Annotated in this window: 21 protein-coding genes; 12 read left to right on the top strand and 9 right to left on the bottom strand. The window is 71.4% G+C overall.

Annotated features, from left to right (window positions below):
- Positions 1 to 39: 39 nt before the first annotated feature.
- Complete coding sequence (locus ABD987_RS26735) at positions 40 to 633, top strand: TetR/AcrR family transcriptional regulator (protein WP_345399372.1); 594 nt, start codon at positions 40 to 42, stop codon at positions 631 to 633.
- A 75-nt stretch (positions 634 to 708) separates the two neighbouring features.
- Here ABD987_RS26735 and ABD987_RS26730 read toward each other — a convergent pair whose 3' ends face one another.
- Positions 709 to 2,124: an MFS transporter gene (locus tag ABD987_RS26730; protein ID WP_345399369.1), complete on the bottom strand. Its 1,416-nt coding sequence runs from the start codon at positions 2,122 to 2,124 to the stop codon at positions 709 to 711.
- A gap of 57 nt (positions 2,125 to 2,181) precedes the next feature.
- Between ABD987_RS26730 and ABD987_RS26725 the strand changes: the two genes are divergently transcribed.
- Positions 2,182 to 2,670, top strand: coding sequence for a MarR family winged helix-turn-helix transcriptional regulator (locus tag ABD987_RS26725; RefSeq protein ID WP_345399366.1), 489 nt, complete (start codon positions 2,182 to 2,184; stop codon positions 2,668 to 2,670).
- Between the two features lie 58 nt (positions 2,671 to 2,728).
- Here ABD987_RS26725 and ABD987_RS26720 read toward each other — a convergent pair whose 3' ends face one another.
- Both ABD987_RS26720 and ABD987_RS26715 read right to left on the bottom strand, forming a co-directional pair.
- Complete coding sequence (locus ABD987_RS26720) at positions 2,729 to 3,472, bottom strand: hypothetical protein (RefSeq protein WP_345399363.1); 744 nt, start codon at positions 3,470 to 3,472, stop codon at positions 2,729 to 2,731.
- A gap of 126 nt (positions 3,473 to 3,598) precedes the next feature.
- Positions 3,599 to 5,134, bottom strand: coding sequence for an FAD-dependent monooxygenase (locus ABD987_RS26715; protein WP_345399360.1), 1,536 nt, complete (start codon positions 5,132 to 5,134; stop codon positions 3,599 to 3,601).
- Between the two features lie 86 nt (positions 5,135 to 5,220).
- Between ABD987_RS26715 and ABD987_RS26710 the strand changes: the two genes are divergently transcribed.
- The 3 genes from ABD987_RS26710 (at position 5,221) to ABD987_RS26700 (ending at position 7,539) form a co-directional block, all read left to right on the top strand.
- On the top strand, positions 5,221 to 6,018 hold the full coding sequence (locus tag ABD987_RS26710) for a TetR/AcrR family transcriptional regulator (protein ID WP_345399357.1): 798 nt from the start codon (positions 5,221 to 5,223) through the stop codon (positions 6,016 to 6,018).
- A complete protein-coding gene (locus ABD987_RS26705; protein ID WP_345399354.1) occupies positions 5,961 to 6,821 on the top strand; it encodes a GrpB family protein in 861 nt (286 codons plus the stop codon). The genes ABD987_RS26710 and ABD987_RS26705 overlap by 58 nt, the downstream gene beginning before the upstream one ends.
- Positions 6,822 to 6,957: 136 nt before the next feature.
- Complete coding sequence (locus ABD987_RS26700; protein WP_378214412.1) at positions 6,958 to 7,539, top strand: TetR/AcrR family transcriptional regulator; 582 nt, start codon at positions 6,958 to 6,960, stop codon at positions 7,537 to 7,539.
- Between the two features lie 3 nt (positions 7,540 to 7,542).
- Here the strand turns inward: ABD987_RS26700 and ABD987_RS26695 are convergent, their stop codons facing one another.
- The 3 genes from ABD987_RS26695 to ABD987_RS26685 form a co-directional block, all read right to left on the bottom strand.
- Positions 7,543 to 8,673, bottom strand: coding sequence for a TFIIB-type zinc ribbon-containing protein (locus ABD987_RS26695; protein ID WP_345399348.1), 1,131 nt, complete (start codon positions 8,671 to 8,673; stop codon positions 7,543 to 7,545).
- 33 nt (positions 8,674 to 8,706) lie between these two features.
- The gene (locus ABD987_RS26690; protein WP_345399345.1) at positions 8,707 to 9,840 is read right to left on the bottom strand and encodes an SPFH domain-containing protein; all 1,134 of its coding nucleotides are present in this window, start codon (positions 9,838 to 9,840) and stop codon (positions 8,707 to 8,709) included.
- Between the two features lie 74 nt (positions 9,841 to 9,914).
- On the bottom strand, positions 9,915 to 11,120 hold the full coding sequence (locus ABD987_RS26685; RefSeq protein WP_345399342.1) for a cytochrome P450: 1,206 nt from the start codon (positions 11,118 to 11,120) through the stop codon (positions 9,915 to 9,917).
- A gap of 200 nt (positions 11,121 to 11,320) precedes the next feature.
- Between ABD987_RS26685 and ABD987_RS26680 the strand changes: the two genes are divergently transcribed.
- Complete coding sequence (locus tag ABD987_RS26680; protein WP_345399339.1) at positions 11,321 to 12,052, top strand: GbsR/MarR family transcriptional regulator; 732 nt, start codon at positions 11,321 to 11,323, stop codon at positions 12,050 to 12,052.
- Here the strand turns inward: ABD987_RS26680 and ABD987_RS26675 are convergent.
- Together ABD987_RS26675 and ABD987_RS26670 are read right to left on the bottom strand one after the other, a co-directional pair.
- Positions 12,027 to 12,782 (bottom strand): SDR family NAD(P)-dependent oxidoreductase, encoded by a 756-nt coding sequence (locus ABD987_RS26675; protein ID WP_345399336.1) that lies wholly within the window; start codon positions 12,780 to 12,782, stop codon positions 12,027 to 12,029. The genes ABD987_RS26680 and ABD987_RS26675 overlap by 26 nt on opposite strands.
- A gap of 82 nt (positions 12,783 to 12,864) precedes the next feature.
- Positions 12,865 to 13,845, bottom strand: coding sequence for an NADPH:quinone reductase (locus ABD987_RS26670; protein ID WP_345399333.1), 981 nt, complete (start codon positions 13,843 to 13,845; stop codon positions 12,865 to 12,867).
- Between the two features lie 186 nt (positions 13,846 to 14,031).
- Here ABD987_RS26670 and ABD987_RS26665 point away from each other — a divergent pair, with 186 nt between their 5' ends.
- The gene (locus tag ABD987_RS26665; protein ID WP_345399330.1) at positions 14,032 to 15,330 is read left to right on the top strand and encodes a PucR family transcriptional regulator; all 1,299 of its coding nucleotides are present in this window, start codon (positions 14,032 to 14,034) and stop codon (positions 15,328 to 15,330) included.
- A 45-nt stretch (positions 15,331 to 15,375) separates the two neighbouring features.
- Here the strand turns inward: ABD987_RS26665 and ABD987_RS26660 are convergent, their stop codons facing one another.
- The gene (locus ABD987_RS26660) at positions 15,376 to 16,389 is read right to left on the bottom strand and encodes a S1 family peptidase (protein WP_345399327.1); all 1,014 of its coding nucleotides are present in this window, start codon (positions 16,387 to 16,389) and stop codon (positions 15,376 to 15,378) included.
- Positions 16,390 to 16,813: 424 nt separating this feature from the next.
- Between ABD987_RS26660 and ABD987_RS26655 the strand changes: the two genes are divergently transcribed.
- From ABD987_RS26655 to ABD987_RS26630, 5 genes are all read left to right on the top strand, one after another.
- Positions 16,814 to 19,009, top strand: a complete 2,196-nt coding sequence (locus tag ABD987_RS26655) for a terpene synthase family protein (RefSeq protein WP_345399324.1) — start codon at positions 16,814 to 16,816, stop codon at positions 19,007 to 19,009.
- A 163-nt stretch (positions 19,010 to 19,172) separates the two neighbouring features.
- A complete protein-coding gene (locus tag ABD987_RS26650; RefSeq protein WP_345399971.1) occupies positions 19,173 to 19,973 on the top strand; it encodes an MBL fold metallo-hydrolase in 801 nt (266 codons plus the stop codon).
- Positions 19,970 to 22,684 carry a VTT domain-containing protein gene (locus tag ABD987_RS26640; protein ID WP_425551092.1) on the top strand — a complete coding sequence of 905 codons (2,715 nt, stop codon included), beginning with the start codon at positions 19,970 to 19,972 and terminating at the stop codon, positions 22,682 to 22,684. Before ABD987_RS26650 ends, ABD987_RS26640 begins: the two co-directional genes overlap by 4 nt.
- Positions 22,681 to 22,923, top strand: a complete 243-nt coding sequence (locus tag ABD987_RS26635; protein WP_345399322.1) for a glutaredoxin family protein — start codon at positions 22,681 to 22,683, stop codon at positions 22,921 to 22,923. The genes ABD987_RS26640 and ABD987_RS26635 overlap by 4 nt, the downstream gene beginning before the upstream one ends.
- On the top strand, positions 22,920 to 23,126 hold the full coding sequence (locus tag ABD987_RS26630) for a putative acetyltransferase (protein WP_345399319.1): 207 nt from the start codon (positions 22,920 to 22,922) through the stop codon (positions 23,124 to 23,126). Before ABD987_RS26635 ends, ABD987_RS26630 begins: the two co-directional genes overlap by 4 nt.
- The last annotated feature ends 12 nt before the right edge of the window (positions 23,127 to 23,138 follow it).

Here is a 23,138-nt window from a genome sequence, read left to right as displayed (position 1 = left end):
TAGCCAAGTATGTGAGAGGCTTCAACATTGGGAGGATCCATGGCTGGGCGAGACAGGTATCATCACGGCGATCTGCGGAACGCGCTCCTGGACGCGACCATCGAGCTGGTCCGGGAACGTGGCGCGAAGGGATTCAGCGTTTCCGAGGCCGCCCGCCGCGCCGGCGTGTCCCCCTCGGCGCCATACCGTCACTTCGCCGACCGCGACGCGATGCTCGCCGCCACCGCCCAACACGCTTTCACCGAACTGGAGGCGCGGTTCACCGCCCTCGCACTGGAGCCGACGCTCACCGGCCGCGCCGCGCAGATCGCCGTCGCCTACGTCGCGTTCGCCCGTGAGGACCCAGCACGGTTCGAGGTCATGTTCGCCGCCGGAATCGACAAGACCGCCCATCCCGAGCTACTCGACCAGACCCGCCGCGTCCAGACACAGCTGGCGAAAGCGCTCTCGCCTCACGTCCCACCGGCGGAGCTCGTGGATCGCGCCGCCGAACTGTGGTCGATCGCGCACGGCGTCGCCGCCCTCACCGTCGGCGGGAACCTCCGCCATGTCGTCGACCCGCCACGCATCGACACGATCGCCGCGTCGGCCGCGCGCGCCTGGGCGACCGGTACCCCAGGACTCGGCAGGTGAGCACGCGCCGCGACGAGGTCCGCGCTGCTCCGCGGCGACCGCGCTCGGCGCGATACCCGTGACTCGGGGAGCGCGCTAGGCCGCGACGAGTTCGCCGGTGTCCTGCCTCGTCTTCGGCACCAGCGCGGTGAACGCGATGCCCGCCAGTGCCGCCACCCCGGCGACGGCGAACGTCACGCGGAAACCGGCCAGCGAGGGCACGGTCACCGCGCCGACGGTGACCGTCATGTTCGCGAGCGTCATCGACATCACCGCGCTGGAGATGGACGTGCCCATCGCGCGCATCAACGAGTTGAGCCCGTTGGCCGCGCCGGTCTCGCTGACCGGCACCGCGCCCATGATCAGCGAGGGCATCGCGGCGTAGGCGATGCCGACCCCGGCGCCGATGATCACCGACGCGACGACGAGCTCGAAGGCGTTGTCCGGCAGGAAAAGCACGAAGACGTAGCCGAGCGCGATCACCGCCGAGCCGATCATCAGCGTGATCCGCGCGCCGTACCGGCCGATCAGCCGCGCCGACACCGGTGACAACAGCATCATCACCAGTCCGTTCGGCATCAGGCACAGCCCGGCGAGCAGCATGCTCAGGCCCAGCCCGTACCCGGTCGTCGTGGGCGCCTGTAACAGTTGCGGGAACGACAGGAACAGGGCGTACAGGGCGAAACCGACGAGAATCGAGGCCAGGTTCGTGAACAGCACGGGCCGTCGCGCGGACACCCGGAGATCGACGAGCGGGGCACGGCGGCGCAGCTGGTACCAGCCCCACACCGCCAGAATCACCACCGACGCGGCGGCGAGACCCAGCGTGGTCCCGTCGCCCCAGCCCCATTCGCCGCCCTTGACGATCGGGAGCAGCAGGCAGATCAGCCCGGCGGCGAGGCCCAGCGTGCCGAGGTAGTCGAACGGGGCGGGTGCGCGCACCGGGGACTCCGGCACCACGAGCAGGACGAGCGCGAGGCAGATCGCGCCGAGCACGGTGGAACCCCAGAAAAGTACGTGCCAGTCGAGGTTTTCCGCGACCAGCGCGGCGATCGGGAGCGCGAGCGCGCCACCGACGCCGAGAGTCGCGCTCATCAGCGAGACCGCGCCGCCGATGCGCTCGGGCGGGAGTTCGTCCCGCATGATGCTGATGCCGAGCGCGATGATCCCCATCGAAAGCCCTTGCAGCGCGCGGCCGACGATCATCAGCGCGAGCGAGCTGGTCAAGGCGCACAGCGCGGAGCCTCCGACGAGGACCACGAGGCTCGCCACGACGACCCTGCGCTTGCCGTAGAGGTCGCCGAGCCTGCCGCTCACCGGTGTCACCACGGCGGCCGCCAGCAGCGTCACCGTGACCACCCAGGACGCGTTGGTCGCGGTGGTGTCCAGCAGGCGCGGGAACGCCGGGATCAGCGGCACGACCAGCGTCTGCATGAACGAGACGACCAGTCCGCACGAGGCGAGGACCACGACGATCAGGGACGGGCTCCGCGAGTCACCCGAACGAGACACGACTACCCCAGCGAGTCAGTTTGTGCACGATACACACGTTGTGGATCATACACATCCATGACCGGCGAACGGACCGTACGTGATCACGTCGACGTGCTGAACGGGCTCAGCCGCGAGCTGAAACTGCTGAGCCGCCACCAGGTGCTGCCCCACAGCGTCGCGGCCCCGCTCGCGCTGGAACGCTCGGCGTTCCTACTGCTCAGCAGGCTGGAAGCGGGCGGGCCGATGTCGTTGCGCGAGCTGGCAGAGGCGTTCGGTCTCGACGTCTCCACGGTCAACCGGCAGGTCGCCGCGCTGCTGCGGCAGGGGCTCGCCGAGCGCATCCCGGACCCCGGCGGCGGGCTCGCGCGGAAACTGCGCGCCACCGGGGCGGGCAGGCGGAAGCTGGGCCGGGACCAGGCCCAGCACCGCGAGGGCCTCGACCGGATCATGACGCACTGGGCCACCGAGGACCGGCACACGTTCTTCGAGCTGCTGCGCCGGTTCAACGAGGACATCGAAGCGCTGGAGGGGACGACTCCCTGGCCGCGCGGTGATGGTCCGTGAATGCCACATCGAGAGACTCTGAGTCCCTCAATGTGGCATTCACGGACCGGCGGGCAGCTCAGCCCGAGCAGCTTTCCCAGTTCGCCGGGTTCGCCGAGGTCTTGACGTTGCGGAACTGGTAGCGGGGGCTGGTGTCCTCGAACTTCCACCTGTTCCCGGTCATCGTCGTCCACTGGCCGTCGGTGCCCTTGACCGACTGCTTGACCATCTTGGTCGGCTTGTCGCACGGGATCTTCGGCTCGACGCGGTTGCCGTCGGCGAAGGTCTCGATGTCGTGGGCGTACATCTCGACGGTGCTGCGCTTGTCCGAGGCCAGGAACCGGCGGCCCTTGCCGTCGTGCAGGTCGGTGTACAGGCAGATCTGGCTGTCGGACTTGCAGTACTCGTAGGTGAAGGTCACCTGCTTGCCGACCTTCAGGTGCGAGAGGCCGCGGCAGATGCTGCCGGTGGTCCAGGTCTGCGTGCAGTCGGGGTTGTTCTCCAGGCCGTTGTCGTCGCCGAAGAAGTACACCGCCCAGCCGACGTCGTTGTTGTAGTAGATCCCGGATTCGAGGTTGTAGTACCACTCCCCGACCGCGCCCCAGGCGTCCTTGCCGTTGCTGACCGCGGGCACCTGCCAGGTCACCTGCCAGCCGCGCGTGGCGCCGACGTCGCCGTTGTACCGGCTGTTGAGCAGGTACAACCCTTCGACGCCGTAAGGCCTTTCCAGACTCGGAGCCGGGTTCGGGGCCGCCGTCGCGGGCACCGCCACCGCGAGCAACGCCGCGGCGACGAGGGCGAACAGCGTACGGACACGCGACATGGATCATCTCCCCATCAGCGGTGACACGCGCATTCGGCGCACACCTCACCGTAGCCATCCGGAGCCGCGCGCAGAAGTCCCGTAAACACAGGACTTAACCGTCTGGAAGGGAAATCGCGGTCCCGATCACCGGGACGCGGACGGCTCGCCGAGCCAGGCGCGCAGGGAATCCGCCAGCGTCTCCTGCCCGCCGCTCACCCACGCGACGTAGCCGTCCGGCCGGACGAACGCGGCGGGGGCGTCGGGAAAGCCGACGGGAGCGGCCGTGACGACCCGGACCCGGTCGCCCCACGGCGCGGCGATCCCGCCGACCTCGCCGCGCGGGTCGAGCAGGATCCCGGCGCCGGTCGCGGCGTGCCCGGCGAACGTTGTCCCGTCGCCCAGTACGAAATCGGGCGCCCGGCGGCCGAGCAGCGGATGGTCACCGGGCAGGTCGTAGTGCTGCCACCCGCCGCCGATCTTCTTGAGCACGTACGTCGCGCCGTGCGGGGTGTCGAGAAGTTCGCCCAGTACCTCGCGCAGCGCCGCGACACGCGGGTCGCCGGGCACGCTGACCGCCGTCTGGGCCATGCTCCATCGCTGAACCCAGGCACCGATCGGATGCCGTTCCGCGGTGTAGGTGTCCACAAGGGACTCCGGCGCGAAGCCCCGCGCGACGGCGGCGAGCTTCCAGCCGAGGTTCATCGCGTCGCCGAGACCGAGGTTGAGCCCCTGACCTCCGGCCGGGGAATGCACATGGGCGGCGTCGCCGGCCAGCAGCACCCGGCCGCGGCGGTAGGTGCTCGCCTGCCGGGTGGTGTCGGCGTACCGGGTCGCCGCGTGCACCGCGGTGACCGTGACCTCGACACCACTCAGCCGACGCAGGCTGTCCTGGATCTCCGCCGCGGTGACCTCGGTGTCGCGGTCGGGCGGCGGCGTGAACTCGACCGTGTGCACGCGGGACTTCCCGTCCTCGCCCCAGCCACCGACCACATAGGACCCGTTCACCCCTGGCCGCCAGTCCGACGCGGTCAGCCCTTCGCCGCCCGTCATGTCCACAATGGCCTGACGTCCGGTGAAGATCGGGTCCACACCGGGGAAATCGAACCCGACGAGCTTGCGGACCGTGCCGCGCCCGCCGTCGCAGCCGACCAGCCAGCCCGCCTCGATCTCCGTGGCCCCGGCCCGCACCCGGACCCCACCCTCCCCGGCGGCGAACCCGGTCACCGCCACACCCCGGCGGATCTCGGCGCCGAGCCCGGCGGCGTGCCGGGCGAGCACGGTTTCGAGGTCCTGCTGCGCGACCACCCCGGCACCGAGCGGTTCCCCGGTCAGCTCGGGATCGGTGAAGTCCAGCCGGTCCGCGCGAATCCCGATCCCGGCGAAGTGCCCGATGAACCCGGGCTCGAACGACCCGGCACCTTCCTCCGCCGGTTCCTCCTCGTTTTCCGGGTCGTACCAGAAGAAAGCGTTCTCGCGGAGCGCGGGCACCAGGCCACGCAGATGCAGCGCGGCGACGGACGGACCGTTGAGCGCCCGCGCGCCCATCGACCCCGCCTTGCGCGGCCGCGCCGGATCGGCGTCCCGTTCGAGCACCAGCACCCTGGCACCGCCGAGCCGCAGTTCGGCGGCCAGTAGCAGGCCGACCGGGCCCGCCCCCGCGACGACGACGTCGTAGGTCATGACTCCCCCCAGCGGAAACTAGAAACGATGTTCGCAGTTAGCCCCACGGTAGCAAACCCCGAACGCCATTCGCAATAATCGCGCCCGTGGACGACGTGATCTGGATGCGCCCCGAGCAGGGCACCCGCGGGCCCAAACCGGCGTTCAGCCGCGACGACCTCGCGCACACCGCCGTGCGGATCGCCGACGCCGAAGGCATCGACGCGCTGTCGATGCGCCGGATCGCGGCCGGGCTCGGCGCCGGAACGGCCTCGCTCTACCGCTACGTCCGGGGGAAGGACGAGATCTTCGAGCTGATGATCGACGCCGTCGCGGCCGAGACGAACGACTTCACCCCCGGCGGCGACTGGCGTGCCGATCTGACCGCACTGGCGTGTCTGTACCGGGAGACCGCGTTGCGGCACCGGTGGTTCGCCGCGCTGGCCGCGGGCAGACAGACGCACGGCCCGCACAGCCTCGCCGCACTGGAGCTGTCCCTGTCGGTGTTCGACGGGCTCGGCCTGTCCGCCGACGAGATGCTGGTGTGTCTCGGCACGGTTTTCGCGTTCGTCCGCGGCCAGGTCCTCGCCGAACTGGCCGAGGCGGACGCCGCGCACCGCACCGGGCTGAGCCACGACGAGTGGATGGCACAGCAGGGCGAATACGGTCCGGCGATCATCGCGAGCGGCCGCTATCCCCGCTTCACCCGCGTCATCGTCGAAGCTGAACAACCGCACGCCGCCGACCGGCTGGAACGCGCGTTCGCCGTCGGACTTGACCGCGTCCTCACCGGCATCGCCACTAGCATCCCCGGCGGGAACCGAGCCGCACTTCCCGAGGAGAACCCGTGCTGCGCATCGAAATCCTGCGAAGCCGCTTCGCCGAGCGGACCGCCGAACTGCTGACGCCGTCCGGCGAACCGGACCTGTTCGCCGCCGAGGTCGTCGACCGGCCCGGCCTCGCGGCCCTGATCGTCTCGGCCACCCCGGACGTCGCGGCGGACGTCGTCCTCGCCGACGACGCCGTGGCGGCCGGGCGGCTGATCCGCGAGCGCGTTCTCCCGTTCGCGAAGGTGGTCGCCGGGCAGTCCCGCCCGCCGTCCCCGAAAGCCGTGCTGCGCGACCACGATCCCGCCCACCCGGTCTCGGCGGAGCGGCTGCTGCACCGGCTGCGGACCGCGCTGCGTGAGTTCGACGACGGTTCCTGGACCTACGACCACATCGGGTCGACGTCGGTGCCGGACCTGCGCGCCAAGCCCTTCGTCGACCTCCAGCTCGGCGTCCGGCCGCTGCCCGGCGAAGGCTCCGCGGTCGACGAAGCGTTGCACGCACTCGGTTTCGTCCCCGCGCGCGGCGCCCGGCCCGACTCTCCGGGGGTGTACCGCGACCAGATCAAGGATCCGGCGCTGGCACCGGAGGACGACTACCGCAAGCGGCTGTACGTGCGCGCGGATCCCGGCCTCCCGGCGATCCTGCACGTCCGCAAGCTCGGCTCGCCGTGGTGGTCGTACTCGGTGCTGTTCCGCGACTGGCTGCGCACCGACACCGCCGGGCGGCGCGCTTACGAGGCCGCGAAGGAGCGGGCCGCCGCCGCGCACGCGGACGATCCGGACTACGACGACTACACCCGCACCAAGGCCGCCTTCTTCGCCAAGGTCCAGCGGGACTACGAACGCGCGGGCGCGGACTCGGCCTACCGGCTGCGCTGACCACTACGGCGCGTAGCGTCGGTGACGCTCCATAACGAACGTGTCACCATCCGGCCCACCCGTCAAGACGATACCTCACGTCTCTTACAGTAGCTACCATTGGTTAAAGCCTGTAACTATGCGGACGGAGGCGCTCATGGCGGACGCCGCGACCTCGTCACCCCGCGAGCGCTACCGGGCGCGGATGCGCACGGACATCAAGGAGCAGGCCTGGGAACAGATCGCGACGGCGGGGGCGTCCGCGCTGTCGCTCAACGCGATCGCCAAGCGGCTGGGGATGAGCGGGCCCGCGCTCTACCGCTACTACGCCGGCCGCGACGACCTGATCACCGAGCTCATCGGGGACGCCTACCGCAGCCTGGCCGACACCATGGCCGAGGCCGCCGCGAGCGGCGAGGCCGATCTCGCCGAACTGGGCCGGACCACGCGGCGCTGGGCGCTCGCCGATCCCCAGCGGTACTTCCTCATCTACGGCACCCCCGTCCCCGGCTACCACTCGCCCGCCGACATCACCGAGATCGCCAACGAGATCTACGCGATCCTCGTCGCCGCCCGGCCCACGCTCCCGGACACCGCGGCGGCACAGGGGCGGGCGCTCACCTTCTGGACCCGCGTGCACGGCGCGCTCTCGCTGGAACTGGCCGGGCACTTCGCCGGGATGGGCCTCGATCCCGCCGCGCTCTTCGAGGCGGAGCTGGACAGCCTGCGGGCGCCGTGATCCTCAGTGGGGGTGCGATCCCGTGGAGCGGAACACGAAGTACGCCACCAGGCCCAGCACGAGGAGACCGATGACGACCGCGATCGCGATCTTCACCTTGCTGTAGGGGCGTTCGCCGTGCACCTCGCCGGTCCGGCCGTTCACCAGCACCTGCCAGTTCTTGCCAGCGTAGACATAGGTGGCGATCCACACCGGTAGCAGCATCAGCTTGAACGTCACGGCGTTGTGCCGCGTGTCCACCGCGTCGACGCGCTGCACGTCGCCGCCGATGTCGCGGCGGCAGTCCTCGGCGATGATCGGCGCCATCCGCCGCTTGGCCTCCTCGAACCCGTTCTCGGGCTCGACGTCGTAGCGCAGCGCGAAATGTCCGGCGAGGTACTGCGGCTGGTAGGGCGCCGCCTCCGGCAACGGCCACGGCGCGAGGTCGTCCAGCCGCTTGCCGGGGAGCACGAGGCTGCCCGCCACCAGGACGTCGTCGAACGCGCGCGCCACGGTGCCCGACGCCGGATACCAGCGGGTGCGGCGGACCCGGCGGGACTTCCGGTTGCCCTCGCTGTCGGTGTAGTACTCGGTGACGTAGTAGTACTCGCCCCGTGAGCCCGAGTAGGCCGAAACGGTCTGCGAGTCGTATGTCCAATGTGGAACGTAGGTGCTCTTGGTCGACTCGGCCTCGGTCACCTTCTTCAGCGCGCTCGGCGCGAACCAGCGCGAGGAGGTCCACTTGCCCAGCGACTGCCGCAGGTGCGCGCGGTCGAGCTGGAACGGCAGCACCCCCTCGGGCACGATCTGGCCGGTCGCCGTGGCGTCCACGACCAGCGGCGCGCCACAGAACTGGCACAGGCTCGCCGTCTCGTTCGTCTCGGACCGCGCCGCGCAGCGCTGGCAGGCGAGCACGTACGCGCCGATGCTGCCCACCGGTTTCCTCGGCAGCACGGCCAGTTCGGCGAACGGGATCTCCCTGATCCGCCGGTCGCTCGCCGCGATCTGCTGGCGGAACCCGCAGTACGGGCACTTCAGCACGGAGGTGCCGGGCGCGAACTGGACCCGCGCGCCGCAGCCGCCGCACGGATAGGTGTGCGCGGCGACCGGACCGGCCTGCTGCTGGAACTGGTGCTGCGCGTAGGGATCGGTCATCGGGCCCCCTCCAGACGATCGCTGCTGCCGTGGCTACTGCGGCGGCAACGGCGGCGGGGTGCTCGCCAGCAACGGCGCGACCTCGGGCACCTGCTGCGCGGGCAGCCAGCCCGCCATCCCGGCCCGCCACACCAGCGTGTCCGCGCGCAACGTGCCGCCCGCGACCTGCCGGCCGAGCTGGGCGCGGTCGAACGGGCCGAGCTGCTGGCCGTTCGCGCCGAGGAACCACTGCTCGGCCTGCGGCAGCGGCGGCGGGACCGCGGGCGCCTGCGGTTGTTGTTGCGGCGGCGCGTAGTGGGGCTGCTGGGGTTGCGGCGCCGTCCCGGCACCGGCGGCGCGCTGGCCGAGCGCCATGCCCAGCCCGATGCCGAGGCCCTCGCCCGCGCCGCCCTCGTTGTGGGCGGCGGCCTCGATCGCCTGCGCCGACTGGAACTGCGTGTACTGGTCGAGATTCCCGACGATGCCCAGCTGGCTGCGCTTGTCGATCGCGGCCTCGACCTCGGGCGGCAGCGAGATGTTCTCGATGACGAACTTCGGGATCTGGAGGCCGAGCGGCGCGAGCTCCTTGCTGAGTGCCACGGCGAGCTGGTCACCGATCCGGTCCTGCTGGGTGGCCAGGTCGAGCATCGGCACCCCGGAGGAGGCGAGCGCGGTGCCGAGCCTGCCCACGATGATCCCGCGGATCTGCTCCTCGACCTCTTCGGTGCGGAACTGCGGATCGGTCCCGGCCAGCTCCCGCAACAGCGCGGGCGGGTCGATCACGCGCAGCGAATAGCCGCCGAAGGCACGCAGCCGGACCATGCCGAACTCCGGGTCACGCACGATGACCGGGTTCAGCGTGCCCCACTTCTGATCGGCGAACTGGCGCATGCTGACGAAGTACACCTCGGCCTTGAACGGCGAGTCGAACCCGTACTTCCAGCCCTTGAGCGTGGACAGGATCGGCATGTTCTGCGTTTGCAACGTGTACATGCCGGGCGGGTAGGCGTCGGCGACCTGGCCCTCGTTGACGAACACGGCCGCCTGCGACTCGCGCACGGTGAGCTTGGCGCCCATCTTGATTTCGTTCTCGTACCGGGGAAAACGCCAGACGATCGTGTCGCGGCTGTCGTCGAGCCATTCGATGATGTCGATGAACTCGCCGCGGATCTTGTCCAGAATGCCCACGTGCTCCCCCGTCTCCCCTGCTCGCCCCTGCCCGGTCACCCTAACGCGAAGGCCGAGCCGGCGGGAACGCCCGGCTACCCCGCGGCCCAGGTGACCGGGAGCGCACGCAGCCCGAGAATCATCGAGCCCACCGAGAGCCGCACGTCCCCGGCCGGGACGGCGAGCCGCAGCCCGGGGAACCGCGCGAACAGCGCGGGCAACGCGACCTGCATCTCGACGCGCGCGAGCTGCTGGCCGAGACACTGGTGGACGCCGTGCCCGAAGGCGACGTGCCCGGCCGCGTTGCGGTGCGGGTCGAATACCTCCGGATCGGCGAACCGCGCCGGGTCGTGGTTGGCCGCCGGGACCGAGACCGTGACGGCCTCGCCCGCCTTGACGAGCTGCCCGGCGAGCTCGACGTCCTCCAGCGCGACGCGGACCGTGCACGGGATGATGCTGAGATAGCGCAACAGCTCCTCGACCACGCGGCCCACCGCGTCGGGGCCTTCGGCGAGCACCGGGATCACCGCCGGGTTTTCCAGCAGCGCGAAGGCACCGAGCGCGATCATGTTGGCCGTGGTGTCGAAACCGGCGCCCAGCAGGGTGAAGGCGACGTTGGTCAGCTCCTCGTCGGTGAGGTCGCTCCCGGCGAGACCGCCGAGCAGGTCGTCCGTGGGCTCGGCCCGCTTTCCCCGCACCAGTTCCCCGAGGTAGGACTGCATTTCGGTGTAGACGGCGAACCGCTCCTCCGGCGCCGCGTCGGCCTGCATGAGGATCTGGGCGCGGTCCTGGAACCGCTCCCGGCCCGCCTCGGGGACGCCGAGCAGCTCGCAGATCACCTGCCCCGGCACCGGCAGCGCGAACGCCCGCACGAGATCGGCCGAGTCCCCGGCGCGGGCCAGCTCGTCGAGGCAGTCCGCGGTGATCTCCGCCACGCGCTCGGTCAGCAGGCGCATGCGCCGCACGGTGAACTGCCCGGTGAGCAGATGCCGGTAGCGGGTGTGCACCGGCGGGTCGGTCTGGTTGAAGATGCCGGGAGGCGCGGGCTGCCCGGTGCCACCGCCCGCGCCGGGGATCGGCGGGTGGCTCAGTTCGGCCCTGGCACTGAACCGGGCGTCGGCGAGCACCGCGCGGACGAGCTCGTGGCTCGTTGCCAGCCAGCCGACATGCCCGTCGGGGTAGGCCATCCGGCTCAGCGGCCGGGCGCGGCGCAGCTCCGCCAGCTCGGCGGGCGGGTCGAAGGGGCGGCCGGGAACGTGGGTCATCGGCAGCGGTTCCGCGGTGGACGGTGACTGGGTCATGGTGGTTCTTCCTCGGCGTTCGTCAGGTTTCCGGTACCACGAACGCTACGTTGCGTTTTCTGTAGCGGCAATTTCAAGACGGTGTTTTTCGGGACTATTTATGGCTTTTCCCGAGAATAATTGCAATGATCCTGACGTCGAACGCAACAACATTCGACACGAATTGCAATGACTGACGATGAACGCACCAGGAGGCGGGAATGCCGGGAGGACGGCTGACCTCCGAGGACCGGCGGCGGATCGCCGACGGACTCGCCGAAGGGCTGGGGTACGCCGAGATCGGCCGGCGGCTCGGGCGGCCGACGTCGACCGTCAGCCGCGAGGTGGCCCGCAACGGCGGCGCGCGGGGCTACCGGGCCGAGCACGCCCAGCTGGCGACGGGACGGCGCGCTCGCCGGGGCGGGCCACCGGTCCCGGCGCCGGAGCCGGCCGAAACCGGCTACGGCCGGGCCACCGCGGCGATCGACGAGTTCGAAGCGGAGTTCGCCGCGTTGATGACGCGGTCGGGGTTCCCGCGGATGATGTCACGCGTGTTCGTGTCGCTGTACCTGAGCGACACCGGCAGCCGGACCGCCGCCGAGCTCGCGCACCGGCTCGGGGTCAGCCCGGCGTCGGTCTCGAAAGCCGTGGCCTACCTGGAAAAGCTGGAACTGCTGCGGCGGGTCCGCGACGAACGGCGGCGCGAGCGCTACCTGGTGGACGGGGACGCCTGGTACCGCGCGTGGGCGGCGAGCTTCCGCTCGGTCGAACGGTGGGCGAACGCCGCCCGGCACGGCGCCGGCCTGCTCGGCACCGCCACCCCCGCCGGTGCCCGGCTCGACGAGATGGGCGAGGTCTTCGAGCACCTCGGGCACGAGATGACCGAGGCGGCCGAGCACTGGCGGCGGGTGGTCGCGGCGCGGCGGGTCAGTCCACCAGAGCCCCACAGCTGATGTTGACGGTGGCCGCGGTCATGCTGCGGGCGCGGTCGGAGGCGACGAACGCGGCGACCTCGCCGACGTCGGACAGGGTCGCGCAGCGGCCGAGCATGGTCGCCTTTTCCAGGCCGGCCACGATTTCCTCGCCGCCCGGCAGGTCCGGCGGGACGACCTCCGGGATGCCGCCGGTCCGCATCGTCACCGCGCGCACGCCGAAGGGACCCAGCTCGGCGGAGATCTGCCGCCGCATCGCCTCCAGCGCGGCGAACCCGGCCTGGAGGCCGCCGACGTGGAACTCGCGCACCGGGTCGCCGTCGCCGCCGAACACCAGGATCACCCCGGACCGCTGCCGCTTCATGTGCCGCGCCGCCGCCCGCGCGGTGAGGAACGTCGTGCGCACCCCGGTCGCGACCGGCTGGAGGTAGTCGGCCACGGACATCTCGACCATCGGCGTCCCCTGAACGTCGCCGTGCGTGATGAGGTTGAAGGAGATGTCGAGACTCCCGGCCTTCGCCACGACGGCGTCGGCGTGGGCGTCGACGGCCCGTTCGTCCAGCGCGTCGACCACGGCCGTCTCGGCCCGGCCACCCTCGGCGCGGATGTCCTCGGCGACCTTGTCGAGCTTCGCCGCGGTGCGTCCGGTGAGGAACACCGTCGCGCCCTCCTTCGCGAACCCGCGGGCCACCGCGCCCCCGATCGCCCCGCCCGCGCCGTAGACCACCGCGTTCCTGCCGTCGAGCAACATCTGTCCACCTCCAGGTATGGGCCGTTCCGCACGGCCGTTCACCAGACGCGTCGAACGGGCGGCCCGGCGATCGACAGACCGCTCAGGTTTTTCCGGCGGCGTCGGTGAGCAGCACGAACCGGCGTCCGCGCAGTTCCCCGCGTTCGAGCCTGCGGTGCGCCTCGGCCAGCTCGGCGAGCCTGCCGAGCTCGACGATCCGTGGCCGCAGCCCGCCGCTCGCGAAGCGCCGGTTGAGCGCGACGGCGGCGTCCGCGAGTTCCGCGGCGGTGGCGTTGGAGATGGCGAAGCCGAGGATCGACCGGTCCTGGGTGTACAGCTCACCCGCGGGCAGGACCGGCCTGCTGGTCGCCCCGGCGAGCAGCACGATCCGGCCGCGGAAGGCCAGCGTGCCCACCGCCGCGCCGAGATCGTTGGTGCCGGAGGTGTCGACGTACAGGTCCGCGGCCCCGCGCAGGCAGCCGGGCAACCGCGGATCGTGGTAGTCGTAGGCCTCCGCCGCGCCCAGGCCGAGGCAGTAGTCGAGGTCCGCGCCCGACGCGGTGGCGATCACCTTCGCGCCCGCTTCGACGGCGAGTTCGACCAGCGCGCTGCCGACGTTGCCCGCGGCGCCCGCGACCACCACGGTCTCCCCCGCGCGCACCCGGCCGTGGGTGACCAGCGCCAGGTACGCGGTGGCGGCGGGGTGGACGACCGCGACGGCGTCGACCGGGTCGGTGTCCGGGGGCAGCGGGTACAGCCGGTCCGCGGGGACCACCACCCGCTCGGCGGCGGCGCCCTGCCGCCCGCCGTGGCCGAGGCTGTTGCACCACACCAGGTCGCCGGGCGCGATCCCCGGCGCGCCCGCGCCCGCCTCGGCCACCCGGCCGACGAGGTCGCGGCCCAGCACGAACGGGAACGTGACCGGAGCGGGGACGAGCCCGGAGCGGATGAACGTGTCCACGTGGTTGACCGTGGTCGCCAGCACCTCGACGAGCACCTCGGAGGCGCCCGGCCGCGGTTCGGGGAGCGCGCCGAACCGGATCTCCTCCGGTCCGCCGAGGCGTTCGACGAATGCGGCCAGCATGATCACGACCATACCCGGCGGACGGACGGCGAACATCCCGGGAAGTCCTCGGCGACACCCACCCGAGAGTCCTCAGTGGACTGACGACAGATCGTCATCCTTCGCGGGAAACGGGAAAACCCTTAACGCGCGAATCGCACCCGTACGGAGCAAGCACCGCGGTGCCGACGGTGGTAGACGGGTCTGGTGACCGACCACCCCGAGCCGCTCACCGTCGGCGGCAAAGTGCTCCACCAGTGGCTGTCCGCCGAACAACGAAGACTGGCGCACCGGCTGGCCGAGGAGTTCGCCCGCGAAATCGGTTCTCCTGGCGGCTCGCCGGTGCGGGAACTGGGGAGCATCACCGAATCGACCGAGGAAAACCTCCGCGTCCTCGCGCGGTCCCTCCACGACCGCGATGTCCCGGGGCCCGCCGACCTCGCCGGCCCGCTGACCGCCTCCGCCGCCCGCCGGGCGGGCGAGGGAATCCCGCTGGACGCCGTACTGTCCGTCTGCCACGCGAGCACGATGGCGGCCTGGCGCGAGCTGGTCGCCGAGGCGTCCGCCGAAGACCTGCCCGATGTCGTGACCTGCGCCGAACTCACGCTCGGCTGCCTGGCCGGGGTGGACGCCGCCGTCGCCGCCGCGTACCTGGCGGAGCGGCACCTGCGGGACCTGGACGAGCACCACCACCGGCACGCGCTGCTTTCGGCACTGCTGCGCGGCGACCCGCCGGACGACCAGGCGCGGCGGGCCGGACTCCCGCTTCCGCGCCGTTTTCTGGTGCTCCACCTGCGTTTCGGCAGGCACCCTTCCGAAGACCGGCCCGGCGCGGGCGGCGTGATGGCGGGCAGGCACAAGATCCACCGGGCCACCGGCGAACTCGCGCGCACGGCGGGGGAAGCGGTACTGGCACTGCTCGACACGTCCGGTGGCACCGTGCTGATCCCGGACAACACCGCCGAACACAACTGGGCGGCCGACGAAACGCTGGTGACGCGGCTCGGCCACGCGGCCGGTGTCGAGGTCACGGCGGGCGGGGTCCTCGCCGGGCCCGCCGAGGTGCCGGGCGCGGCCGACCAGGCGGCCGACATCGCCGAGCTGGCCGAGGCGTTCGGCCGGGGACACGGGTTCTACCGGCTTTCCGACCTCATGCTGGAGTACCAGCTGACCCGGCCGAGCCCGGCGCGGGCGGAGCTCGGCGGGCTGCTCGCGCCGCTGGAAACGCACCGGGACCTGTTGGCGACGCTGGAAACCTATGTCCGGCACGGGCTCAACCGGCGGCGGACCGCGGCCCAGCTGCACGTCCACCCGAACACCGTCGACTACCGGGTCCGCCGCGCGGTCACGCTGACCGGTCTCGACCCGGCCGATCCGGTCCAGCTGCAGCACATCGGCGCGGCGCTGATCATCCGGCGCCTGCCGGACGACCATTTCGGACGTCCACACAGGACACCGGAGCGCCCGGACGGTGAAGGTCCGTGGGGGCCTCCCCAAGGGACCTAGAGTCCCTCAAGGAGGCCCCCACGGACCTTCGGGAGAACGCGGGGATCAGGCCAGGGTCAGGCCGTAGGCCTGCAACTCCAGGGTGAGCGGGTAGAAGTAGCTGGTCTGGGTGTCGCCACCCGACAGCGTCCCGAGGCCCTTCGAGCCGTCGTAGGCCGGGCCGCCCGAGTCACCGTGGTCGGTGTGCGCGGTGGTCCCGAACTCGTGGTTGAGCACGCCGACGTCGAAGTTCACCGACTGGTCGACCGAGGTGACCTCCCCGGTGCCGCCGCCGGTGGTCGAGCCCTGCTTCGAGATCTTCTCGCCGACGGTCGGCGTGCCGGCGCTGGTGATCTTCTGGCCGGTGTTGACCTCGCCGGGTCCGCTGCCGTTCGGGCGGGTCAGGTAGCCGGAGTCGGCGCCGGGGCAGTCGCTCTTGACGACCTTGGCACCGCTGACGTCGCCGCCCGCCCAGGTGCCGCCGAGGTTGGTGCAGTGCCCGGCGGTGAGCAGGTACGGGGTGCTGCCCTTCTTGACGTTGAAGCCGAGCGAGCAGCGGCCCTGCTCGTTCTTGATCGCGTCGCCGTCCTTGATGTGCAGTTCGAGCTTGCCGGTCTTGTGCTCGACACGGACGGCGTCGCCGTGCTTCGCCGCCGCGGCGGTCACGGTGTCCGAAGTGGACTTCGTGGCCGCGGAGTAGACGGTGACGACGACCTGGTTGGTCCTGGTGTCGATGCCCCACGTGGTCTGCGGGACGTTGCGGACGGTGTCCATCGACTCCTTGACACCGGTCAGCGCGGCGAAGCTGTGCGCGACCTTCTTCGCCGTCAGGCCCGCCGCCTGGACCTTCTGCGCGGCGGCGTCGTCGAGGACGTTGACGACGGCCTTGCCGTTGTCGAGGTAGACCCCGCCCGACGCGGCGCCGAGGCCGTCGGCGACCTGCGAAGCCTGGGTGATCGCGGCCTCCTGGATCTGGGCGAAGGCGAGCGGGCTCGCCGTGGCCGCGGACGAGCACACACCGGTGGTGAGCGCCGCGGCGGACAGGACGGTGAACACGGCGAGGTTTTTCCGGAGAGCCATGAACTTCCTCCAGTTGTGCCGGTCTGTTCCGGGCGCGACCCCGGGGGTCGCGCGTCGTGGGGACACGGCCCACCCTTGTTTCTCGGCAACCAACGCACTACCGACGATCGTTGGTTAATAACCAAGCTAAACGGACAAATACGGTCAAAACACGGCGTTCGGCGCACCGGTTCTGCCCCGAACGGCGTCAGAAACCGCTCCGGACACCGCCCGTGGCCGCCGCCCGGCGGAGTGGGCGCGGTGTGCGGCTTGTGGGTCACCCGGGGCTGACCCACCGGTCAGCGACGCTGGTCCGGGCGGGGGACCCGGCCTTCCCGATCGTGTGCAACCCCGGCGGGGACCTTGGCGGGACGGCGCGGCGTTTGGTTGCCTCAGCGGGTCGGGACCGTGTGTCGCAGAACGCCGGAAGGCCAGGTACACCGCCGTGCAGCCGTTCGTACTCCCCGAGTTCTATCTGCCCCACCCGGCCAGGCTGAACCCGCACCTCGAAACCGCGCGGGAGCACAGCAAGGCCTGGGCGTACGACATGGACATGATCGACGTGCCGCAGCACGGCACGGTGATCTGGAGCGAGCACGACCTCGACTCGCACGACTACGCGCTGCTCTGCTCGTACACACATCCGGACGCGGGCGCGGAGGAACTCGACCTGATCACCGACTGGTACGTCTGGGTCTTCTACTTCGACGACCACTTCCTCGAGCTGTACAAGCGGACCGGCGACATCGTCGGCGCCCGCGCCTATCTCGACCGGCTCGCGGAGTTCATGCCGGTCACCGGAGAGGTCACCGCGCAGCCGGAGAACCCGGTGGAGCGCGGGCTCACCGATCTCTGGAACCGCACCGTGCCCGCGCGGTCGGCGGACTGGCGCCGCCGGTTCGTGGAAAGCACCAGGAACCTGCTCGAAGAGTCGCTGTGGGAACTGGCCAACATCGCCGAGGGCCGGATCGCTAACCCGATCGAGTACATCGAGATGCGCCGTAAGGTCGGCGGGGCGCCGTGGTCGGCGAACCTCGTCGAGCACTCGGTGCACGCCGAGGTACCGGCCGAGATCGCCGCGAGCAGGCCGATGCGCGTGCTGCGCGACTGCTTCGCCGACAGCGTCCACCTGCGCAACGACCTGTTCTCCTACCAGCGCGAGGTCACCGACGAGGGCGAACTGTCGAACGGCGTCCTGGTGCTGGAGAAGTTCCTCGGCCTTGGCACCCAGGAAGCCGCCGATGCGGTCAACGACCTCATCACCTCACGGCTGCACCAGTACGAGCACACCGCGCTCACCGAGGTACCCGCGCTGTTCGAAGAACACGACGTCGATCCCGAAGGCCGCGCCGCCACCGCCGCCTACGTCAAGGGCCTGCAGGACTGGCAGGCCGGCGGGCACGAATGGCATCTGCGGTCGAGCCGCTACATGAACGAAGGGGCGCTGACCAGCCGTGGTGGCCCCGAGCTGCTGGGCGGGCCCGCCGGGCTCGGCACCTCGGCCGCCCGGGTCTTCACCTCCGTGGCCGCGACCGCACCGCAACGCCTGCGCGGTTACCGGCACCTGCCGTACCAGACCGTCGGAGCCCGGTCGCGGCCGTCGCTGCGGATGCCGTTCCCGCTCCGGCTCAACCCACATCTCGACGGCGCCCGCGAGCGGACGGCCGCGTGGGCGGAACGCATGGGTCTCCTCGACGACGTCGTCTGGGACCGGCGCAAGCTCGACGCGGTCGACGCCGCCCTGTGCGCCGCCGGAACGCACCCGGACGCGAGCCCCGGGAGGCTCGACGTCACCAGCGGCTGGATGGCCTGGGGCACCTACGCCGACGACTACTACACCGAGCTGTTCGGCCGGGCCGGGGACTTCGCCGCGGCGAAGGCGGCCACCGAGCGGCTGTCGTCGTTCATGCCGACCGAGTGCGAACCCATGCCCGAAGCGCTGACCCCGCTGGAGCGCGGACTGGCCGACCTGTGGGAGCGCGCGGCGAAACCGCTCTCGGTCCGCGCGCGACGCGCGTTCCGTCACGCCGTCGAGGACATGCTCGAAAGCTGGCTGTGGGAGCTGGGAAACCGGATCCAGCGCCGGGTCCCGGATCCGATCGATCACCTGGAGATGCGGCGCCGGACGTTCGGGGCGGACCTGACGATGGCGCTGTCGCGGCTCGGCGCGCCCGCGATCCCGCCGGAGCTGCGCCGCACCCGGCCGCTCCAGGCGCTCGAACACTCCGCCGCGGACTACCCCGGCCTGCTCAACGACGTCATCTCCTACCAGAAGGAGATCCAGTTCGAGGGCGAGGTCAACAACGCCGTGCTGGTGGTCGAGACCTTCCTCGACACCCCGAAGGAACGCGCGTTCGACGTCGTGACCGACCTGGCCGACGCCCGGCTGCGCGAGTTCGAGCACGCGGCGTCGGTCGAGCTGCCCGCGCTGGTCGAGGCCTACGACCTGGACGAGGACACCCGCCGCCTCCTCGACGAGCACGTCGGGAGCCTGAAGCACTACCTGGCCGGATGCCACCACTGGCACCTCACTGTGGCCCGCTACGACGAGGCCGAGGCGCGCCGCCCGATCGGCGCGTCCGCCCTGCTCGGCGGCCCGACCGGACTGGGCACGGAGTCGCTGCGGTTCGCCGTGCGCTGACCGGCGGACGGAGTGTGCGAGTCCGCACTCCGCCGGGCGTCGCGCGGGACCAGCGGTGATACTCGACGATGTGACTGGCTTTACCGATCCGGCCAAAAGCAGGCCGACCCCCGCGCAGCACGTCACCGTTGCTACGAAGCCATTCGGCCGTGACTGTGGTCGGATCAGTAACGAACGGCACAGTAACCTCCGCTTCCTCGGGCATGCGACGACGCGGCTCGAACTCGGCGGCCGGGTGGTGCTCACCGACCCCGTGCTGACCTCGCGCGTCGGCGGGCTGACCAGGGTCGTCCCGGCACCGGACCCCCGGTACTGGGCGGACGCCGATCTGGTGCTGATCTCGCACCTGCACGGCGATCACCTGCACCCGCCGTCGCTGCGGATGCTCGGCGCGGGCACCCGGATCGTCGTCCCGCGCGGCGCGGGTTCCTGGCTCACCAGGCGCGGTTTCCGCGACGTCGAGGAGATCGCCGAGGGCGAGACGATCACCGAGGGCGCGCTCAAGGTCACCGCCACCCGCGCGGACCACTCCGGGCACCGGTGGGGCCCCCGGCTGACGCACGGCCCGCAGAGTCCCGCGCTCGGGCACCTGCTCACCGCGGACGGCACCACGGTGTACTCCGCCGGGGACACCGACCTCTTCGACGGCATGGCCGGGTTCGGCCCGGTCGACGTCGCGCTGCTGCCGGTCTGGGGCTGGGGCCCGAACCTCGGGCCCGGCCACCTCGACCCGGAACGCGCGGCCACGGCGGCCGGGCTGCTCCGCGCCCGCGCCGCGGTCCCGGTGCACTGGGGCACCCTGGCCGTGCCCGGCCTGCGCCGCACGGCGCGGATGCGCCGCCTGCTGGTCGATCCGCCGCGCCGGTTCGCCGCCGCGGTCGCGGCCGCCGGGCTCGCCTGCGAGGTCCTGCTCACCGAACCCGGCGAAAACGTCGCCCTGCCGGCCACGACGGATCCGGCGTGAACTGGTCCGACCCGTCCGCGATCGGGTATCCCGCGCTCTTCGGCGGCGTCCTGCTCGGCTCGATCATCCCGGTGATCCCGACCGGTGCCGTGGTCGGCGCGGCGGCCGCCGTCGCGACCACCACCGATCACCTGTCGCTGCCGGTCGTGATCGTCCTCGCCACGCTGGGCGCCTACGCCGGGGACGTCGTGACGTTCGCGGTGCCGAAGTTCGGCAGCGAGGCCGCGGTCCGCTGGATCGCGCGGCGCCAGCAGGCCGACCGGCTGGCCAAGGCCCGCGAGCAGTTCGCCCGGCGGGGCTGGCAGCTGGTGGTCATCGGACGGCTGGTGCCCGCCGGGCGGATCCCGGTCCTGCTCGCCGCAGGCGCGCTGAACTACCCGTGGCGGCGGCTGCTGCCCGCCTCGCTCGGCGCGTGTGTGCTGTGGGCCGTCGCCTACACCCTGCTGGGCATCCTCAGCGGCGGCGTCTTCGACTCCCCGCTGATCGCCACCGTGCTGGCGACGGTGCTGGTCCTGCTGGTCACCGTGGCGACGAACCTGATCGCCAGGATGCTCAGGAAGCGGCGGGAAAGGAGGTCCGCGGTGCACACGGCCCCGGAAAAGGGACGGCTGCTGCGTGGCGGCCGGACGGTCGCCCGCGTCCTGGTGATCTGGATCTTCGTCAGCGGCGCCCTGCACCTGCTCGACGTCTGGCTCGACGGGTTCTCGATGCCGCACTGGTGGCAGCGGCTCGTCTGCGCGTTCCTGCTCGGCGTGCTGGCCTCGGTGGTGTGGCCGCTGATCCTGCGGGTCGCGATGCCCATCGCGTTCTTCACCCTCGGCATCGGCAGCTTCCTGGTGCTCGGCGCGGGCGCGCTCGCGGTGTTCGAGGCCGTGCCCGGTGTCCGCGTCGACGGTTTCGGCACCGCGGTGCTGGTGACCGTCGCGATGGCGGTGGTCAGCGTGGCGCTGTCCAGTCTGCTCGCCATCGACCAGGACGAGGTCTTCTTCCGCCGCGCGGCCCGCCGCCACCGGCGGCGCGGTACCGGCCACGACGCGGAACTGCCGCCGGGCGTGGTGTTCCTGCAGATCGACGGGCTCGGCCACGACATCGCGCGCCGCGCGATCCGGGACGGCGACATGCCGACGCTCGCCGCGTGGCTCGACGAGGGCAGTCACGCGCTGACCCGCTGGCACACCGACTGGAGTTCGCAGACCGGCGCGAGCGTCTGCGGGATCCTGCACGGCTCCAACCACGACATCCTCGGTTTCCGGTGGTACGAAAAGGATCGCGATCACGTGATGGCGTGCGCGCACCCCGGTGACGCCGCCGAGATCGAACGGCGGCACTCCGACGGGCGCGGGCTGCTCGCGACGGACGGCGCGAGTCACGGGAACCTGTTCAGCGGCGACGCCGAGCACGTCAGCCTGACGATGAGCTCCGTGCCGGTGCTCGTGCCGAAGAAACTGCGGCACCGCGGGCGGCACCGCGTCGGCGACGGGTACTACGCCTATTTCGCCAACCCGGTCAACGCGGTGCGCACGTTCATCATCGCGCTGATCGACGTCGGCCGGGAGCTGATCGCCTCGACGCGGCAGCGGCGGGCCGGGGTGCTGCCGCGGGTCCCGCGCGGCGGGCTGTACCCGTTGGCACGCCCGGGAACGACGGTGATCTCCCGTGACGTCGTGGTGTCCGCGATCCTCGGCGACATGCTCGACGGCCGGTCGGTCGTCTACGCCGACTTCCTCGGCTACGACGAGGTCGCGCACCACTCCGGCATCGAGCGTTTCGACACCCTCGCCGTGCTGCGCTCGATCGACCAGCAGATCGCCCGGCTGCACCGCGCGAGCCGGATCGCGCCCCGGCGCTATCACCTCGTCGTGCTTTCCGACCACGGGCAGACCCAGGGAAACGCCTTCTCCCAACGGTTCGGCGAGAGCATCCAGGAGTACATCGGCAGGCTCTGCGGCGGGACGACGCCGGCGGCGCCGGGCAGGCGACGTCAGGCGGAGAGCTGGCAGGTGAACGCCGGGCTCGCGGAGGCGGCCTCGGGCGGCGGCCTGATCGCGCGACGGCTGCGGGCCAGGGTCGAGGGCGCCGAATGCGCGGACGACCGGCCGCGTACCGCGAGCGGCGCGCCCGGCGAGGTCACCCGCGTCGCGCCCGGGGTGGTCGCGGTGGTGTCCGGGCATCTGGCGATGGTGTCGTTCACCGAGCACGAGGGCCGCGTCGACTTCGAAACCATCGAGCGCGAGTTCCCCGAACTGGTGCCCACGCTCGTCGATCACCCCGGCGTCGGCTTCATCCTGGTACGCAGCAAGGAGTTCGGCCCGGTGGTGCTGGGCCGCGACGGGCTGCACCGGCTCGCGACCGGCGTCGTGATCGGCGAGGACCCGCTGCTGCCCTACGGCCCGCACGCGGCCGATCTCGTCCGCCGCGTCGACACGTTCCCGCACTGTGCGGATCTCATGATCAACAGCCGGTACGACGCGGATTCCGACCAGGCCTCCCCGTTCGAGACGCACGTCGGCTCGCACGGCGGTCTCGGCGGAACGCAGCAGCACGGATTCATCGCCTACCCGAAGGAGTTCCCGGCGCCGGGCGAACCGGTCGGCGCCGAGGCGGTGCACCGCGTGTTCCGTGACTGGCTGACCTTCCTCGGCCACCCCGAACCGGGTTCGGGCGCGGAGCACGAGAAAATCCACGCAGAACCATCGGAGGTCCGTTCTTGAGTACGAAACCCACCGTCTACGGCGCGAGCTGGTGCCCCGACGTCAAGCGCAGCTGCGCGCTGCTCGACGGCACCGGCGTCGCCTACGACTACGTCGACGTCGAGGCGGACGCCGCCGCCGAGGCACTGGTCCGCGAGCTGCAGGGCGGTGCGCGGCGCATCCCGACGATCGTCTGGCCGGACGGCACGCACCTGGTCGAGCCCTCGGACGACGAGCTGACCGCGCACCTGAACCGGTGAGCGGACTGCCGGACGTGCCGGTGGGCACCCGCGTCGTGGTGCGTTACCGGATCGAGGGCGGGTTCACCGACGCGCTCGGCACCCTGCTGGCCCGCGACGCCACGACGTGCACGGTGGACACGAAACGCGGCCCGGTGGTGGTCCCGCTCGACGCCGTCGTCGCGGCGAAACCGGTGCCACCACCGCCGGAACGCCGCCACTGAGCCGGCCGTCGG

Source organism: Amycolatopsis samaneae (assembly GCF_039541975.1).
Classification (GTDB): Bacteria; Actinomycetota; Actinomycetes; order Mycobacteriales; family Pseudonocardiaceae; genus Amycolatopsis; species Amycolatopsis samaneae.
The sequence above is the reverse complement of the archived record's forward strand: the minus strand, read 5'-3'. Positions and strand labels throughout refer to the sequence as shown.

Coding starts and splice junctions, on each gene's coding strand:
- ABD987_RS26735 (WP_345399372.1), top strand. CDS start 40: ATGGCTGGGCGAGACAGGTATCATCACGGCGATCTGCGGAACGCGCTC.
- ABD987_RS26725 (WP_345399366.1), top strand. CDS start 2,182: ATGACCGGCGAACGGACCGTACGTGATCACGTCGACGTGCTGAACGGG.
- ABD987_RS26720 (WP_345399363.1), bottom strand. CDS start 3,472: ATGTCGCGTGTCCGTACGCTGTTCGCCCTCGTCGCCGCGGCGTTGCTC.
- ABD987_RS26715 (WP_345399360.1), bottom strand. CDS start 5,134: ATGACCTACGACGTCGTCGTCGCGGGGGCGGGCCCGGTCGGCCTGCTA.
- ABD987_RS26700 (WP_378214412.1), top strand. CDS start 6,958: ATGGCGGACGCCGCGACCTCGTCACCCCGCGAGCGCTACCGGGCGCGG.
- ABD987_RS26695 (WP_345399348.1), bottom strand. CDS start 8,673: ATGACCGATCCCTACGCGCAGCACCAGTTCCAGCAGCAGGCCGGTCCG.
- ABD987_RS26685 (WP_345399342.1), bottom strand. CDS start 11,120: ATGACCCAGTCACCGTCCACCGCGGAACCGCTGCCGATGACCCACGTT.
- ABD987_RS26680 (WP_345399339.1), top strand. CDS start 11,321: ATGCCGGGAGGACGGCTGACCTCCGAGGACCGGCGGCGGATCGCCGAC.
- ABD987_RS26675 (WP_345399336.1), bottom strand. CDS start 12,782: ATGTTGCTCGACGGCAGGAACGCGGTGGTCTACGGCGCGGGCGGGGCG.
- ABD987_RS26670 (WP_345399333.1), bottom strand. CDS start 13,845: ATGCTGGCCGCATTCGTCGAACGCCTCGGCGGACCGGAGGAGATCCGG.
- ABD987_RS26660 (WP_345399327.1), bottom strand. CDS start 16,389: ATGGCTCTCCGGAAAAACCTCGCCGTGTTCACCGTCCTGTCCGCCGCG.